General features: G+C 73.2%; 17 protein-coding genes. 6 read left to right on the forward strand and 11 right to left on the reverse strand.

Annotation, left to right across the window (positions count from 1 at the left end; translation table 11 throughout):
* Nucleotides 1–673, forward strand: a 673-nt coding sequence (locus E1294_RS22800) for a class F sortase (protein WP_220447886.1), incomplete at its 5' end; no start/stop codon positions are given.
* A 139-nt stretch (nt 674–812) separates the two neighbouring features.
* Nucleotides 813–1922: a sialidase family protein gene (locus E1294_RS22805; RefSeq protein WP_132511278.1), complete on the forward strand. Its 1110-nt coding sequence runs from the start codon at nt 813–815 to the stop codon at nt 1920–1922.
* 52 nt (nt 1923–1974) lie between these two features.
* Here E1294_RS22805 and E1294_RS22810 read toward each other — a convergent pair whose 3' ends face one another.
* From E1294_RS22810 to E1294_RS22820, 3 genes are read right to left on the reverse strand one after another with little or no spacing between them, the layout of a single operon-like run.
* The gene (locus E1294_RS22810; protein ID WP_132511280.1) at nt 1975–3681 is read right to left on the reverse strand and encodes an IucA/IucC family protein; all 1707 of its coding nucleotides are present in this window, start codon (nt 3679–3681) and stop codon (nt 1975–1977) included.
* Between the two features lie 50 nt (nt 3682–3731).
* Nucleotides 3732–4013 carry a hypothetical protein gene (locus E1294_RS22815; protein ID WP_132511282.1) on the reverse strand — a complete coding sequence of 94 codons (282 nt, stop codon included), beginning with the start codon at nt 4011–4013 and terminating at the stop codon, nt 3732–3734.
* Nucleotides 4006–5076: a glycosyltransferase family 9 protein gene (locus E1294_RS22820; protein ID WP_132511284.1), complete on the reverse strand. Its 1071-nt coding sequence runs from the start codon at nt 5074–5076 to the stop codon at nt 4006–4008. The genes E1294_RS22815 and E1294_RS22820 overlap by 8 nt, the downstream gene beginning before the upstream one ends.
* Nucleotides 5077–5218: 142 nt before the next feature.
* On the opposite strand from E1294_RS22820, the gene rfaE2 reads away from it, so the two are divergent.
* Nucleotides 5219–6634, forward strand: coding sequence for a D-glycero-beta-D-manno-heptose 1-phosphate adenylyltransferase (gene rfaE2, locus E1294_RS22825; RefSeq protein WP_132511286.1), 1416 nt, complete (start codon nt 5219–5221; stop codon nt 6632–6634).
* 36 nt (nt 6635–6670) lie between these two features.
* Nucleotides 6671–7186, forward strand: coding sequence for a hypothetical protein (locus E1294_RS22830; protein WP_132511288.1), 516 nt, complete (start codon nt 6671–6673; stop codon nt 7184–7186).
* Here E1294_RS22830 and E1294_RS22835 read toward each other — a convergent pair.
* Both E1294_RS22835 and E1294_RS22840 read right to left on the reverse strand, forming a co-directional pair.
* Nucleotides 7177–8022 carry an alpha/beta fold hydrolase gene (locus E1294_RS22835; protein WP_132511290.1) on the reverse strand — a complete coding sequence of 282 codons (846 nt, stop codon included), beginning with the start codon at nt 8020–8022 and terminating at the stop codon, nt 7177–7179. The two genes, E1294_RS22830 and E1294_RS22835, sit on opposite strands and share 10 nt — an antisense overlap.
* 55 nt (nt 8023–8077) lie before the next feature.
* Complete coding sequence (locus E1294_RS22840; protein ID WP_246083202.1) at nt 8078–9712, reverse strand: IucA/IucC family protein; 1635 nt, start codon at nt 9710–9712, stop codon at nt 8078–8080.
* Nucleotides 9713–9890: 178 nt separating this feature from the next.
* Here E1294_RS22840 and E1294_RS22845 point away from each other — a divergent pair, with 178 nt between their 5' ends.
* Together E1294_RS22845 and E1294_RS22850 are read left to right on the forward strand one after the other, a co-directional pair.
* Nucleotides 9891–10472, forward strand: a complete 582-nt coding sequence (locus tag E1294_RS22845; protein WP_132511292.1) for a TetR/AcrR family transcriptional regulator — start codon at nt 9891–9893, stop codon at nt 10470–10472.
* A 19-nt stretch (nt 10473–10491) separates the two neighbouring features.
* The gene (locus E1294_RS22850) at nt 10492–11253 is read left to right on the forward strand and encodes an SDR family NAD(P)-dependent oxidoreductase (RefSeq protein ID WP_132511294.1); all 762 of its coding nucleotides are present in this window, start codon (nt 10492–10494) and stop codon (nt 11251–11253) included.
* A gap of 5 nt (nt 11254–11258) precedes the next feature.
* Here E1294_RS22850 and E1294_RS54655 read toward each other — a convergent pair whose 3' ends face one another.
* From E1294_RS54655 to E1294_RS22875, 6 genes are all read right to left on the reverse strand, one after another.
* Nucleotides 11259–12200: a D-ribose ABC transporter substrate-binding protein gene (locus E1294_RS54655; RefSeq protein WP_220447887.1), complete on the reverse strand. Its 942-nt coding sequence runs from the start codon at nt 12198–12200 to the stop codon at nt 11259–11261.
* Nucleotides 12201–12213: 13 nt separating this feature from the next.
* Complete coding sequence (locus tag E1294_RS54660) at nt 12214–13176, reverse strand: ABC transporter permease (RefSeq protein ID WP_220447888.1); 963 nt, start codon at nt 13174–13176, stop codon at nt 12214–12216.
* Nucleotides 13166–14674, reverse strand: a complete 1509-nt coding sequence (locus E1294_RS22860) for a sugar ABC transporter ATP-binding protein (protein WP_220447889.1) — start codon at nt 14672–14674, stop codon at nt 13166–13168. Before E1294_RS22860 ends, E1294_RS54660 begins: the two co-directional genes overlap by 11 nt.
* 64 nt (nt 14675–14738) lie before the next feature.
* Nucleotides 14739–14981, reverse strand: coding sequence for a DUF2283 domain-containing protein (locus E1294_RS22865; protein ID WP_165977430.1), 243 nt, complete (start codon nt 14979–14981; stop codon nt 14739–14741).
* A 2-nt stretch (nt 14982–14983) separates the two neighbouring features.
* A complete protein-coding gene (locus E1294_RS22870) occupies nt 14984–15901 on the reverse strand; it encodes a DUF4258 domain-containing protein (protein ID WP_132511300.1) in 918 nt (305 codons plus the stop codon).
* Nucleotides 15892–16212, reverse strand: a complete 321-nt coding sequence (locus tag E1294_RS22875) for a hypothetical protein (protein ID WP_132511302.1) — start codon at nt 16210–16212, stop codon at nt 15892–15894. The genes E1294_RS22870 and E1294_RS22875 overlap by 10 nt, the downstream gene beginning before the upstream one ends.
* Between the last annotated feature and the right edge of the window lie 19 nt (nt 16213–16231).

The following is a 16231-nucleotide window of genomic DNA, read 5'->3' on the forward strand; positions in this document are numbered from 1 at the left end:
GGCCATCCCCACCACCCTTCCCCTCACCACGTCCTCGGCCGACGACGATGACGATGACGATGACGGCGGCGCGCCGCGTGGGGGCGTGGACACGGGTCTCGGCGGGGCGGTGTCCCGCGACGACGACGACGATGATGACGGTGCTGCTCCGCGTGGCGGGGTCGACACCGGGATGGGCGGGACCGCGAAGGACGCGGCCGCCGGGCCGGCGGTGCGGGTCGCCGATTCGATCGCTGAGGCGGCCGCGCCCGTACGGTTGCGTGTCCCCGCCATCAAGCTCTCCACCAAGGTGATCCCGTTGCGGCTGGACGCCGGGGGCCGCCTGGCCGCCCCCAAGAGCTTCGACCGGGTGGGCTGGAACGAGGCCGGGCCGGAGCCGGGCGAGCGGGGCGTGGCCGTCGTCGCCGGCCACGTCGACTCCACCACCGGTCCCGCCGTGTTCTACCGCCTGCGCCACCTGCGCAAGGGCGACCGGGTGCACGTGGACCGGGCTGACGGCAGCACGGTCACGTTCGTGGTCGGCCGCGTGGCCCGCTACCCCAAGAGCCGCGTACCCGACAAGGAGGTCTATCACGGGGGTAAGGACGCCGAGCTCCGCCTGATCACGTGCGGCGGTACGTTCGACCGCGCGCGCCGCAGCTACCGGGACAACGTGATCGTGTTCGCCCGCTGACGGACGCGACGACGTGACCAGCCGGTGTGGCGCCGGGGAGCCGATTTCCCCGGCGGCACACCGGTGTCCTGGCCCGCATTCGCCTTCGCGTCCGTCTGAGGTCGGGGCCCGTTAACCCGGGGGCCGTAGCGTGCCGCGCATGGCGGAGCGTTATCCCACGTCGGTGCCCTACCGGCAGGCGACCGACGGTTACCACACGTTCAGGATCCCCGCGGTCGTGGTGACCGGGGCGGGCACGGTGCTGGCGTTCGCGGAGGGGCGGCGCGGCTCGGCCGGCGACTCCGGCCACATCGACCTGGTGCTCAGGCGGTCCGCGGACGGCGGCAGGACGTGGGGCGAGCTGGAGGTGGTGGCCGCCGAGCCGCGTCGCGGCACCGCGGGCAACCCGGCGCCGGTGGTGCTGGCCGACGGCAGGATCGTGCTGGTCTTCGTCAGGCAGGGCCCGTCGGCCACCGAGGAGAAGATCAGGCGAGGACAGGTGGAGGCGGCCGCGGGGCGGCGGGTGTTCGTCCAGGCCAGCGAGGACGACGGGGTCACGTGGTCGCAGCCGCGCGAGATCACCGACAGCGTGAAGGACCCGGAGTGGCGCTGGTACGCGACGACCCCCGGGCACGCCGTCGAGCTGCGGCACGGCCCGCACGCCGGGCGGATCGTGGTCCCCGCCAACCACTCGCTGCCGCCCGAGGGCGCCGACGTCGGAACGGAGGGCAAGTACGACGGCGGCCACTGCCTGCTGAGCGACGACGGCGGCCGGACCTGGCGCCTCGGCTACGTCGACGACAACCCGGACGGCTACGTCAACGTCAACGAGACCACCGCGGCCGAGCTGCCCGGCGGACGGCTCTACGTCAATGCCCGTACCGACTCCACCGCGCCTGGCAACCGGGCCGACGCCTACTCCTCCGACGGAGGGCAGACGCTGGAGCAGCCCTTCAAGCCTCAGGCCGGTCTCGCCGGGCCGGTGGTGGAGGGCAGCGTGTTGTGGTGCGGATCGCCGGACGTGCTCCTGTTCTCCGGGCCTGCCTCGCCGGACGCGCGGGCTTCGATGACGGTACGCGCCAGCGACGACCACGGTGTCACCTGGCGGGTCGCGCACACGGTGTCCGACCTGCCCGCGGCCTACTCGGATCTGGTCAGGCTGGACGTGGAGACGGTGGGGCTGCTGTTCGAGACCGGCGGCTCCGGCCCGTACGAGAGCATCGCCTTCCGCCGGATCCCGGTCGCCGAGTTCGCCCCCGTTCCTGCGTGAGCGATGAGTCCGGGCGGCGGAGCGTGACCCCGTCGACCGCGACGCACCTGACCTACGACGTCCTCTGACGGGCCCCCGCCAGCGGGTTGGGCAGCCTCGTCCACCGGTCGCCGGGCGGTGCGTCGTCGAGCTGCGCGAGCAGGTGGGCCTTCACCGTGATGTGCGTACCGAACACGGCGTCACGGTCGGCGTGCGCGTCCGGTGTGCCGGGCAGCTCGTCGAACGCCTTCCGCGCGGCGGCGGCCACGACGTCCCACAGCGTCGCCTCCGTGGCGCGGTCGCGCCGTCCGAGCAGCGCGACCAGGCTGCCGAACGTGGTGCCGACGAGCGAGCCGAGCAGCTTGCCGTGCAGTACGTCCAGGTCGTCGGTGAGCAGCCTGGGGCTGACGGGCGGGGTCTCGATCCCGTTGCGGGCGAGCCGGGCGGGGCTGATCCTGACGTCGGCCAGGTCCCGGTAGATCAGCCGGTACGGCAGAACGTCACGGCCGAGCGCGACCAGCAGGTTCTGGCCGTGCGCCTCCAGCGCCACGCCCAGGGCGAGCAGGCCGAGCGTGTCTTCCAGCGCCAGGCGGGCGAACGCCGCCAGCCACGTGACGGGGTCGCGGACCATCTCGCGGGTGATCGCCGCCACGGGCGACACGGTCTCCGCGCCGGCGCGCGGTGTGGGCTCCCGCAGCATGGCCGACAGGTCCGCGCTGTGCTCGCCGCCGACCCTGGCGGCGGCCCCCGCCAGGTAGCCGGCGACGGCGAGACGGCCGCCCAGCCGTCCTGACAGGGCGGCGAGCAGGCGCGACAGCGGGACACAGTCGCGTACGGAACCGGGGGAGATGTCCCTGACGCTGGAGGTCATCCGGGTGCTGAACGCCGTCTTCACGTGCGGGCCGCCGTCCACGGGGGCGAGGGTGCGTACGGACGTCAGCGGCCGGGCCGGGATCGCCCCCGTGGCGTACGGGCGCAGGCCCAGGGCGGGCAGGACATGGCGGGTCTGCCAGGGGTGCAGTGGGAGCAGGAGCCGGTCGCCGTCCATGAGCGCGGCCGGCCACGGCCCCGTGACCAGGCACGCGGCGGCGGGCAGCGCGACCAGGTCGAGGGCGACGGTGGTGCGGTGCTCCGGCATGTACGCGAGCTGCTCGGCCACGGAGACGCCGGGGCGGTTGCGGCAACCCGGGTGGTAAGGATGCCCGTCGACCACGCTCTGCTCGTAGTCCTCCGGGGTGTTCAGGCCGTCGATGCCGGAGGGGGACAGGGCCCGGGCGGTGGCCGCGGCGCGGGACAGGGCCAGCGAGGCGACGCTGTTGTCCAGGTCGTGGACCAGCCGGGTGGTGCCGGGCAGGGCGAGGGCGGCCAGGAGTTCTGCAGGGTGCGTGTACGGCCGGCCGTCCAGCCAGAGGGCCGGCTCGCCGTCGAGGTCGTACGGCAGCCGCGCCCGCCCCCGCAACCGCCGCCCGTCCACCAGCGCCACGCACACCTGCCCGTCCTGGCGGCCGTCCGGTTCCGCGAGGCCCGCGGGCCCGTCCGTGACGCCCGCGGGCCCGTCCGTGACGCCCGCAGGCCCGCCCACGAGGCCCGCAGGCCCGCCCACGAGGCCCGCGGGCTCGCCTGGTTGTGCGAGGCCGGGCAGGGGCTCGTACAGCAGGCTGCGCCACAGGCGGCCCAGCACGGCGGCTCTGGCGCCCGGCAGGGCGGCGGCGTAGCCCGCGGAGAGCTCCGGCCGCACGATGGCCAGCTCCGCCTCGAACGCGGCCTCCGCCTTCCGCACGTTTCGCATCATGTCCCGTAGCTACCCGGCGGTCGCCGGTCCGGGACCCGTTACGCGCCCGGTTCGCTAGATTCCGATCCGGCGGGCACGTCCAGGAGCCCGAGGCTGTCCTGCTCGCCCCTGCGCGTGATGACCTCGTTGATGGCCCGGGCGATCCCCTGCCTGCTGTAGTCGCCCTCGGGCAGCTCGTTGAGGTGGGTGAGCAGGTCGGCGGGCAGGTTCACGTGCTCGGACACCGCCGAGTACACCTCCCGCATCGCCACCCGGTCCCGGCCGCGGAACGCCTCGTCGATGGCCTGCTGCAGTTCGTCGCGCACGGCGTGGTCAGTCATCGGTGTCATCCCCTGTAGGTCCGGTGAGCAGATCCTCCGCCTGTTCCATCACCATCTCGACCGAGACGTCGCACACCCACGACTGGTCGTGCGGGCAACGCTCCGCGGCCGGGTCCACGCCGCTCGCGCCGCATCGCGGGCATGCCGTGGTCCAGGAGATCAGCGGGCGGTGCCGGGTCCTGCTCAGCGGCCCGGCGTTGATGAGGTTGCCGCACCAGTAGACGCCTACGGTGGGCGTGCCGACGGCGGCGGCCAGGTGGCGCGGGCCCGTGTCGTTGGACACCAGCAGGTCGCAGCGCTCGTACAGCGCGGCCAGCCCGCCGATGCCGAGCGCGCCGATGACGGCGACGGCGGGCCGCCGCATCGCCTCGACCACGCCCAGCACCAGGTCCTCTTCCTCGCGGGTGCCCGTCACCACGACCGGCCTGCCCAGCCGGTCGGCGACCTCGGCGAACCGCTCGACAGGCCAGCGCCGCCGGGGGTCGCGCGCGCCCGGATGCACGGCCACCAGCCCGGGCGGCGGCTCGCCGAACAGGCCCGTCGCCTCGGCGCGGTCGGCCGCGGTGAGCGCCAGCCGCGGCTCCAGCCCGTCCGCGACCGCGCCGACCAGCGCGGCGACCTGCAGGAAACGCAGCGTCTCGTGGTGATAGTCGGTGTACGGGACCCAGCGGTCCAGCCGCTCGGCGCCGGGGGCGCGCATCCCCGCGGTCACCCTGGCGTCCAGCCGGCGGACGAACGGGTTGGAGTAGCGGCCGCCGCCGTGGATCTGCACCGCCAGATCGAACCGGCGCCTGCGCAGCCGCTCGCACAGCTTGCCGGGCACGGTGTGCCCGAGTTCGGCCGTGGACACGCCCGAGATCGGCGGCAGCGCCACCACGTCGTCCACGGGCCCCGGCCGGCCCGCCAGGAACGCGGCGTGCCACGGGGTGCCCAGCAGCGTCAGGTGGGCGCCGGGGTAGGCCCGCTTGAGCGCCTCCAGCGCCGGCACGGCCAGCAGGAAGTCGCCGAGGGCGTTGGCCCGCAGCACCGCGATCCGTTTCACCCCGCCGACCAGCGCAGTCATCGCGCCTCCCGTACGGAGGCCGGGCGCGTGGTCTGAAGGGCGCTGCATAGCCGCCTGGCTACCCAGAGACGTCATGCCCGTAACACCCGGCCAAATACTCCATCGCGGGTTTGACCTGGCCTTTTGCTGGTATGCGCCTCTCATGGGCACAGAGCGGGTCATCAGCGCCGCGGTGGTCGGCGACGTCATGCTCGACTCGTGGCTGCACGGCTCGGCCAAGCGCCTGGCGCAGGAGGCGCCGGTGCCCGTGATGAGCCTGGAGACCACCGTGGTCGCGCCGGGCGGCGCCGCCAACACCGCCGCCAACCTGGTGGCGCTGGGCGCCCGCGTCCGGCTCGTCGGCGTCGTGGGCGACGACGAGTGCGGCGAGACGCTGGTGCGCTCGCTCCACCTGCGCGGCGTCGAGACGGACCTGCAGACGGTGCCGGGGCGGCGAACCGCGCACAAGCGGCGGCTGGTCACCAGCGGCCAGCTCACCGCGCGCTACGACGAGGAGGACCTCGACGGCATCCCCGGCCACGCGGAGCGGCAGCTGCTCGGGCGGCTGGCCGGCGCCGTGGCGGGGGCCGACGTGGTCGTCGCGTGCGACTACGGGGGCGGCGTGTTCACCCCTGCCGTGCGCCGGGCGCTCGCCGGGGTGCCCCTGCTGGTGGTGGACGCGCACGCGGTGGCGGCGTGGCGGGAGTGCGCGCCGGCCGCGGTGCTCCCGAACTTCGCCGAGGTCGTACGCCTGCTCGACGACGGTGTGGAGCCCGGCGACCGGCCGGTGTACCTGTCGGCCCGGTCGGAACGGCTGCTGGAGCTGACCAGGGCCGGGGTCGTGGTGACCACGCTGGACGGGGAGGGCACGCTGCTGCACAGGCGCGGCCTGCCGCCGTACCGGACCTACGCCAGGCCCGCGCCGCAGCACATGGCGACGGGCGCGGGCGACACCTACACCGCCGCGTTCGCGCTCTGGCTGGCGGGCGGAGCGTCACCCGAGGAGGCCGCGGAGGCGGGCCAGGCGGCGGCCGGCGTCGTCGTACGGCGCCTGGGGACGGCCGTCTGCACCCACCACGAGCTGATGCGCGCGCTGCGCCGCCACGAGGGGACGATCCAGACGGCGGAGAGCCTCGCCCAGCTGCTGGACGAGCACCGGCGCAGGGGCGAGCGGGTGGTGTTCACCAACGGCTGCTTCGACGTGCTGCACCGGGGGCACGTGAGCTACCTGGAGGAGGCGGGGCGGCTCGGCGACGTGCTCGTGGTGGCCGTCAACAGCGACGCCGGCGTGGCCAGGCTGAAGGGCCCGGGACGCCCGGTCAACCCGTGCGAGGACCGCATGTCGGTGCTGGCGGCGCTGAACGACGTCGACTACGTGACCGAGTTCGACGAGGACACGCCCGAGCGGCTGCTCAGGATGATCCGGCCCGAGATCTACGTGAAGGGCGGCGACTACACCCCCGAGATGCTCGCCGAGGCCCCGCTGGTGCGCTCGCTGGGCGGCGAGGTGCGCGTGCTCGGTTACGTCCGCGACCGGTCGTCCACCGCCATCATCGGCCGTATGCGGGCGATGCCGTGAGGTTTGGCGGGCTCGCCGTTCGGTAGACGGCACCCCATGACACAGACCCTTCCGGCCCGCCCTGATCTGCGTACGGGCGCCGAGCTCCAGCGGCCGCCCGAGCCCCGGCGCAGGCCGGTCAGGCGGGCCGCCGCGCGTGGCGCGATCGCGTCCATGGCGATGTCGGGCATCAGGCAGTTCACCACCGCGCTCGGGCTGGTTGCGAAGACGCCGCCGGAGTCGGTGATCGAGCGGACCGCGCCCCGAATGTTCCACCAGGTCCCGGTCGAGCGCCGTCCGGCCCTGGTGGAGGTGGTGCACTGGACGTACGGGGCGGCCGGCGGGGCGATCTTCGGCCTGCTGCCGCGCGCCGTGCGCTGCCGGAAGTGGGCGGGCCCCGTCTACGGGGTGCTGATCTGGGCCGCGTTCGAGACGGCCATCGCGCCCACCCTCGGCCTGCCCCGCAGGGAGGGCACCGCCGTGGAGCGGATCACGCTGATGGCCGACCACCTGTTGTACGGGACGGTGGTGGCGGCCTCACCGTGGCCGCACCGGGACGGACCTCAGACCTGAACCGAGAGCGTCCTGGCCAGCCACGGGCGCAGGATCGGCAGCACGGTCGCCGAGTGCATGGCGGACATGTGGTCGAGGCCGTCGAGCACCTGGACGTCCCAGCCGAGGGCTTCGAGGTCGGCCCTGTGGCGGGCCAGCGTGCCGCCGATGCCGACGTGCGTGCCGCCCCACCGCTCGTCGTAGCGGATCTCGTCGGCCGAGCCGGCGAAGCAGAGCCGCGGGCAGGAGAGCCGGACGGCCCGGTCGTCGAACCCCTGCAGCTCCTCGTAGAGGGTGACGAACTGCCGGGTCTGCTCCTCGGTCGTGGACACCTCGGCCGACGACCAGTCGCCCGCTTCGGCTTTGCCGCTCTTTTCGGGCTGGGGCGCCTGCCCGGTGGCCATCTCGTAGGCCGCCTTCGTCACCCGCAACATCTCCGCGTACGGCGCTCCGTACGCGGGGAAGCCGCCCATGACGAGCGCTGAGAGCCGGTCGGTCCTGATCGCCAGTTGCAACCCGCTCACCGCCAGCCACGAGTAGCCGTAGTACGCGAACCGCTCGGCTCCCGCCGCGTCGGCCACGGCCACCATGTCGGCCGCGATGGCGGCGGGCGTGAGCGTGGCGGGTTTGGGCGTGGCCATGACGTGCCCCTGGTAGTCGAAGGCGATGACCTGGAAGGCGTCGCCGAGGCCGTCGATGAGCGAGCGCCCGAGCGCCGGGTCGGCGCCCCATTTCCGCATCTCGTCGGCCTGCTCGCCCTCGGCGGGGCGCGGGTCGACGGGCAGCAGCAGGGCCGGGCCCGAGCCGTGCACCTCCACGTCGATGGTGCTTCCGTCGTGCAACGTCGCCTGGGCCATCGGGGCCTCCTCGCTGATTCGATACGCCGTAAAGTGTTGTCGCGGCGAGAATAGCTTATGGCGTAAAGAGTCTCAACGGGTTGGGGATCGGCACGCACCTCATGGCGCCGCCGTCGGCGCCCAGCCAGCGCAGCGTGAGATTGGCCTTGGCCGGCACGAACGACGCCGACAGCAGATCGCGCAGCTCCTCGGGATCGTCGTGGTCCTTGCCCGCGGCGGCGAACACGCCCCTGGCCCGCGCCCACAACTCGGCGCGCAGACCCGGATGGCGGGCCGCGACGGAGCCGGCGATCTCCCGCAGGTGGTTGGTCACCAGGCAGTACACCAGCCGCTCCCAGGCGGAGGAACGGCTCACCAGCGGCGCGTCCTGGAGCGCGGGATGCCGGTCCGCGACCAGCTTGACGCCCTCGTGGTCGCGGAAGACGGCCTGCGCGGGCATGCCCTGCCCGTCCACCGCGATCAGCACGTTCTGCAGGTGGCATTCGAGCGCCACGCCGTGGCGCAGGTACGCGTGCAGGAGCGGGGGCACCACGTGGTCGAGATAGCCGCCCCACCAGGCCATCGCCTGCTCCTCGCCCAGCCCGTCGAGCGGGTTGCCGGGGAACCCTTCGGCGATCGCCGCCGACAGCAGCGGCGTCAGCCCGGGACGAAGGTGCTCGCGCAGCCCGTCGCGGACGATCACGGCCAGCGCCTCGCCGCCGTCCGAGCCCAGCCGGGCGCTGCGGTAGCCCCGGTCGCGCAGCACGGCCGGGCGCGGCAGGTGACGGGGCAGGTCGTCGAAGGCCAGGTCCAGCGCGTCGGCCACCACGGGCAGGCGGCGCAGGTCGCGCAACCACAGCCGGCGGACGTCGTTCGTGATCCGTACGTCCAGGCTGAACTTGCAGAACAGGTCCGCCTCCGGCAGGTACACCGTGCGGATCGACGCGGTCGGCGCGGCCACGGCCGCCGTGACCCCGAGATGGCGCAGCCGCCCGCCGCGCAGGCCGCCCAGCAACTCCACCTGCCAGGGGTGAGCGGGCAATGCCACCAGCCCCCCGCGCCGGTCGGGATCGACAAGCCGGTCCTGCGCCGTCGCGAACCCGCCGGGCCGGTCAGGCCCGGTTGCGCGCCCGAGGAGGTCGAGGCCGGTGGTGTCGCCCTCCTCCACCAGGTCCTCGGCGGGGACGCCGAGCAGCGGCAGGGCGAAGCTCGCGTGCGCCTCCGGCGAGTACCGCAGCCACGCCTCCGCCCCCGACCCGCCGCGCGCCTTGGGTGCGGGATGGTAGCGGTGGCCCGCCACCAGGGCCTGCTCCGAGCGCAGGTACGGGTCCGCGGGCGGCGCCGCGGTCCGCCTGGCGGCCAGCAGCGCGGCCGTGACGTCTCGGCTGTGCAGGATCTCGGCGGGCAGCGCGTCGTTGCCGACCCCCGTGCCGGCGCGCAGCTCGGCGGAGGCCAGCGCGACCAGCTCGGCCAGCGTCAGCTCGCGCCACCCGCCGGGCGTGCGCAGGGCGGGCCTGCCGGGGTGGCGTTCGCCCCGGACCCGCAGGACGCGGCCGGTCGCGGGGAGCAGGTACGCCCCGGGCTCCGGGCCGTCGGGCCTGGCCACCTCGCGCAGCAGGCAGTTGAGCAGCGCCGTCACCGCGAGGTCGTCGGCGTCCGCGCCTGCCTCGCCGTGCCCGGCCGGCGGGAGGAGGCCGTCAGTGGTTGCCATGGCGAGCTTCTCCTACCGTCCATCCAGCATCCCCCGGGTGGGTCCCTGGAACCGGGGCCCGCCCAGGCACCTGCCCTGGCGGGCGGGGTCTCACGACCGGTTTCGTGTGCGTTCTGCGGCCGGTGACGCCGTGCCACCTATTTGGACCGATCATTCTTGAATGTGTTAGCCTGCGGGCATGGCGAGGAGCAAGGAGTTCGACCCCGACGTCGCGTTGCAGAAGGCCCTGGAGCTCTTCTGGGAGCGCGGCTATGAGGCGACGTCGATGGCCGACCTCGTCGAGCACCTCGGCGTCGCGCGGGCGAGCGTCTACGCCACGTTCGGCGGCAAGCGGGAGCTCTACCTGCGTGCGCTGGAGCGCTACCTGGCGCAGCGCGACGTCGTCGAGCCGCTGGCCCAGCCGGGGCACGCGCTGCCCGCGATCCGGGCGTTCCTCGACGCCTACGTCGCCGAATGCCTGGCCGACGGGCTGCGGAGAGGCTGCATGGTGGTGAACACGGCCGTGGAGTTCGCCGCGCGCGACGCGGCCGTGTCCGCGAAGGTGGCGGCGAGCTGGGCGGAGCTGGAGACCGCGCTCGCCGCCGCCCTCGTCAGGGCGCGGGCCCAGGGCGAGATCCCCGCGGAGAAGGACCCGCACGCGCTGGCCAGGTTCCTGCTCGTGCTGCTGCAGGGCGTCAGGGTGCTCGGCAGGGCCGACCCCGATCCGCGCCGGCGGCTGCGTGACGCGGTCGATCAGGCGATGAACGTCGTCAACATTTAAGAACGATGGGTATGAAATAATGGCGGAACGTTTCGCAGGCAAGGTCGCGCTCGTCACGGGCGCGAGCGGGGTGGTCGGCCGTGCGGCCGCGCTGGCGTACGCGAGGGAGGGCGCGGCGGTGCTGCTCGCGGGCCGCGACCCCGGGCGGCTGGCCGAGGTCGTGCGGCAGGTCGAGGCGGGTGGGGGGCGGGCCGGGGCGTTCACCGTGGACGTCACCAGGTCCGCCGAGGTCGCCGCCATGGTGGGCGCGGCCGTTACGCGGTGGGGACGGCTCGACGTGGCGTTCAACGCGGCCGGGATCTTCGGCACGCTGGCACCGGTGGCCGACTATGACGAGGACGTCTGGGACGACGTGCTGGCGGTCAATCTCAAGGGCCTGTTCCTGTCGATGAAGCACGAGATCGCGCACATGCGTGCGCACGGCGGTGGCGTCATCGTCAACGTCGCCTCCAACCTCGGCGCCCACTGGCGGCTGCCCGGGGCGGGCGCCTACATCGCGTCGAAGGCGGCCGTGAGCCACCTGACGCGCACGGCGGCCCTCGAGTACATCGCGGAGGACGTACGCATCAACGCCATCAGCCCCGGCCCGATCGACTCGCCCATGTCCACGCGGCCCGGCGAGACCCCCGAGGAGCGGGACGTCCGCATGAAGGACGCGCTGCCGATCGGCCGGGTCGCGGCGCCCGAGGAGATCGCCGCCGCGGCGTTGTGGTTGTCGTCGCCCGAGTCGTCGTTCGTCGTGGGCCACGACCACGTGATCGACGGCGGCGCCACCGCCTGACCTCCTCAGGAGGTCTGGAAGTCCGCCACGTTCTCCTTGGTCACCACCTTCACCGGCACCGCCACCGTCTTCTGCACCGTCTCGCCCTTGGCGACCTGCACGGCGGCCTCCACCGCCTGCCGGCCGAGCAGCTTGGGCTGCTGCGCCACGGTGGCGGCCATGGTGCCGGCCTGCACGGCCTTCAGCGCGTCCGGCGTCCCGTCGAAGCCGACCACCTTGACCTGCTGCCCGGCCCTGGCCCCCAGCGCCTTGATCGCGCCCAGCGCCATCTCGTCGTTCTCGGCGAACACCCCGGTGACGCCGGGATGCGACTGGATCAGGTTGGTCATGACGTCCAGCCCCTTGGTCCTGTCGAAGCCGGCCGGCTGCTTGGCGACGACCTCGGTGTTCGGGTACGCCGCGATGCCCTGGGTGAACCCCTGGCCGCGGTCGCGCGAGGCGGACGTGCCCGGCGTGCCCTGGAGCACGGCCACCTCGCCCTCCTCACCGAGCTGCTTGGCCAGCTCCTGCGCGGCCATCTTGCCGCCCGCCACGTTGTCGGAGGCCACCGTCTGCGCCACCTCGGCGCCGGTGACGCCGCGGTCGGCCGCGATGACCGGGATGTTCACCCGCTCGGCCGCCTTGACCGCCGGGGCGGCCGCGTCGGAGTCGACCGGGTTGATGATGATCGCCTTCATGTTCTGGCTGGTGAAGTTCTGGACCTGGTTCACCTGCTGGGACGCGTCGTTCTGGGCGTCGGTGACGGTGAGCGTGGCCCCGAGCCTCTTCGCCTCGGCCTGCGCGCCGTCGCGCAGCTGGACGAAGTACGGGTTGTTCAGCGTCGACACCGACATGCCGAGCTTCAGCTCGCCGACCTGAGCGTCGCCGCCGTCCCCGCCCCCGCCGGCCGAGCCGCACGCGGCCAGCCCGAGCACGGCCGCGGCCATGATGATCGCGGGACTGCGCATGATGTACCCCCTCCTAGTTGGTGCCTCTGCGCCGCAGGGTGTCGACGAGGACCGCGAGCGCGATGACCACGCCGATCACGACCTGCTGCCAGAACGCCGAAACCGACAGCAGGTTCAGTCCGTTGCGCAGCACGGCCAGGATGAGCGCCCCGACGAGCGTGCCGAGCGCCCTGCCCTTCCCGCCGGACAGACTCGCGCCGCCGATCACCACGGCCGCGATCGCGTCGAGCTCGTAGCCCGCCGCCGCCTGCGGCTGCGCCGAGGCCAGGCGGCTGGCCAGCACGATTCCGGCCACCGCGGCGAAACCCCCGGACAGCGCGTACGTGATGAGCAGCTGCCGGCCCACCTTGATCCCCGACAGCCGCGCGGCCTCCTCGTTGCCGCCGATGGCGTACATGGCGCGGCCCGGATAGGTCCTGTTGAGGATCACCGCCGCGATCACCCCCATGACCACCATCACGATCAGGGGGATCGGCAGGTAGGCCCCGATCGTGCCGCCCAGCTCCGACACGGCCTCCGGCATCGCGATCGGGCTGCCCTCCGAGACGACCAGGGCCAGGCCGCGGGCGATGCCCAGCATGGCCAGCGTGGCGATGAACGGCGGCAGTTTGCCGTACGCGATGAGAGCCGCGCTGACCAGCCCGCACGCGACGCCGACCGCGAGCGACACCAGCGTGGCCAGCGGCCACGGCAGCCCGGCCGCGGTGGCGGTCCAGGCGAGGGAGATCGCCGACAGCGCCGCGACGGACCCGACGGAAAGGTCGATGCCGCCCGTCACGATCACGAACGTCGACCCGAACGCCAGGATCGCGGTGACGGCGGCCTGGACGCCGACGTTGAGCAGGTTCGTCAGGCTCAGGAAGTCGGCCGACAACAACGACAGCGCCACGACCAGGACCACGAGCGCGACCACGGCGCCGTTCTCGGCCAGCCACGCGGCGGCCGGCGAGCGGCGCGGGAGCACGTCAGCGGACATGGGAGGCCTCCATGGTCGCGAGCGCCATCACGTCGTCCTGCGTCGCCTCGGCGGCGCGCAGCTCGCCCACGAGCCGACCCCGCGCCATGACGAGGATCCGGTCGCTCATCCCGAGCACCTCCGGCAGGTCACTGGAGATCATGAGCACCGCGTCGCCGGCGGCGGTGAGCGCGTTGACCAGCTGGTAGATCTCGACCTTGGCCCCGACGTCGACGCCGCGCGTCGGCTCGTCGAGGATGAGCACGTTCGCGTTCGCCGCCAGCCACTTGCCGATGACCACCTTCTGCTGGTTGCCGCCGGAGAGCGTGCGCACCTCCTGGCTCAGCCCGGTCATCCGGATGCCGAGCTGCTCGGCCACCCTGGCGGCGGTCCTGCGCAGGCCCGACCGGTCCACGAACCCGGCCCGCGTGGCGTCGCGCATGGTGACCAGGCCCAGGTTCTCGGCGACGTCCGCGCCCAGCACCAGGCCCTGGGCCTTGCGGTCCTCAGGGACCAGCCCGAGCCCGGCCTCCATGGCGGCGTGCACGTCGCCGGGCGGCAGCCGCCGGCCGCGTACGAACACCTGGCCCGAGTCGTAATGGTCGGCACCGAACACCGCCCGCGCCACCTCCGTGCGGCCCGCCCCCACGAGCCCCGCCATGCCGACCACCTCGCCGGCCCGCACCTCGAACGACACGTCGCCGAACACGCCCCGCCGGGTCAGCCCGCGCACCTCCAGCAGCGGCTCCGTCCGCTCGGCCGGCCGATCCGGAGCAGGGCGCGGGTACTGCTGGTCGATGGGCCGCCCGACCATGAGGCCGACCAGTTCGTCCCTCCGGGTGTTCGCCGGGACCTCGGCCACGGACCTGCCGTCACGTAGCACGGTCACCCGGTCGCCGATGTCGGCGATCTCCTCCAGGTGGTGGGTGATGAACACCACCGACACGCCCTCGTCACGCAGTTGCCTGACGATCGCGAACAGCCTGGCCACCTCGCTCGTGGTGAGCACCGCGGTCGGCTCGTCCATGATCAGCACGCGCGCGTCCAGCGCCAGCGCCTTGGCGATCTCCACCATCTGCATGCGCGCGATGCCCAGCCTGGCGGTCGGCGTGCGCGGGTCCACGTCCACGCCGACCCTTTCGAGCAGCTTCGTGGCCTGCTGCTCCATGCGCCTGACGTCGACGAACCCGAACCTGCGGGGCGGGCGGCCGAGCGCCAGGTTCTCCGCCACCGTGAGCTGCGGGACGAGGTTGAACTCCTGGTAGATGGTCGCGATGCCGTGCCGCTGCGCGTCGCCGGCCGAGCGGATGTGCACGGGCCGTCCGTCCATGAGGACCCGGCCGCCGTCCGGATGGTAGGCCCCGGACAGGATCTTGATCAGCGTGCTCTTGCCCGCGCCGTTCTCGCCCAGCAGGACGTGCACCTCACCGGTGCGCAGGCTCAGGTCGACGCCGTCGAGCGCGACCACGCCGGGGAACGTCTTCCGCAGCCCTTCGGCCCTGAGAATCTCCTGGCTCACACAGGAGCCCTTTCCGCTCAGAAGAGCGACGAACCCAGGAAGGCGAGGCGGTTGACGCGTGACCTCAGCGCACGTCCTGGCCCGTTTCGTCGTTGCGTGCGGTCGAGAGGGTCGCGGGGCGCAGGATGCGGGAGGCGCCGACGATCTCGATGCCGAGCAGGGCGCCCTCCTTGTCGAGGTCGAGGATGACGTATCCCGGTATCTCGTCGGCCTCCACCGGGATCTGGGTCGCCGACTCGCCGGCGTTGACGTGGTCGACGAGACGGACGTAGGCGACGTCGTTCTCGTCGTCGTAGTCGATCCGCAAGGCTAACCCTTCTTTCGTCTCCAGAAGGTCGTGATGACCTTGAAGCTGTCGTTGCTCCGGATCACCACCAGCCCGTCTTCCCCCTCGTACTCGGACGTGCCGGGGTTCTTGCCGGGCTTCTTGGACCCCTTCGACAGGGTCTCATTGACCTGGGCGTCGGAGATGTCGCGCTCTCCCTGGCGCTGCCGGGCGTGGCGCGAGAAGAACCCTCCGCCACCACCGCTGTTGGAGTTGCCCTTGTTCCTGCGGCCCATCTGGGCGATACCGTCCTGAACGGAGCGGGGACCGGACCGCGTGGGCAATCCCGCCGGGCGCACAGGGATGCTGCGCCCGCCCGTGCCCGCCAGGGCGGGCGTTCCGCCGGGCCCACCGGGGCGGCGGAGATCGTCCAGGACGCGGCGCATCGGTTCGGTGACCTTACGCCGCAACAACTGGCCGAGCACGTTGCCCGTGCCCTGGACGCCTTCGTGCCGGATCTTGCCGGCCGCGGTGCGGGCCGCGAGCACGCGCGCGGTGGCGTACGTCGCTCCGGCCGCGCCGCCGAAGGCCAGCAGTTTGGCGACGTCGGCCGCGGCGGCCGTGGCCTGCACGGCCGTCGCGCACTTCATCCCGGACACGACGTTGGCGGCGCCTTCCAGCCCCACGGGCGCCAGCCTCATCGCGTTGGCGGCCTGGTTGAGGTGACCGCCGTTGAGCCCGGCCTGGTCCCAGTGTGCCTGCAGGGCGGTGCCCGACTCGCCGCCGTAGTGCTGCTGGGCGCCCCGTACCGCGGTCTCCGCCCGCTGGGCGGCGGGGAGCGCCTGGGTGGTCGTGGTGCGAGCGGCGGCGCTCTCGCTGCGCATGTCGTCTTCGTTGATGGCGTAGCCCGGGCTGATCATCGACAGCATGCCCTCGGCCGCGGGGGGGACGACTACGCCCATGCGGCACCGGTGTTCTCGAAGCCCGCGGCGTTCGCGGCCTCGGTGTCAGCCGTGTTCCTGACCGCCAGATTCATGCCGTCGCCAGTCTCCTGCATCACCGTGGTCAGAGCCCGGTGCACGGCCATCGACATCTCGCGGCACTCGGCGTACAGGGCGGTGAACATGCCGAACGTGCCGTCATCCCCGAAGGAGGAGACGCCGTCCCCGCGCTGCGCGAGGGGGTTGAGCGCGGCGTGGTGCTCCTCTGCGTGGGTCCTGACCCGGGAGGCATCCTGCCCCGTTCCCCCCAGGTCCATCTCCAGTCCCGTCATACCCATTGACGATACCGGG

This window comes from Nonomuraea diastatica, from assembly GCF_004349015.1.
Classification (GTDB): domain Bacteria; phylum Actinomycetota; class Actinomycetes; order Streptosporangiales; family Streptosporangiaceae; genus Nonomuraea; species Nonomuraea diastatica.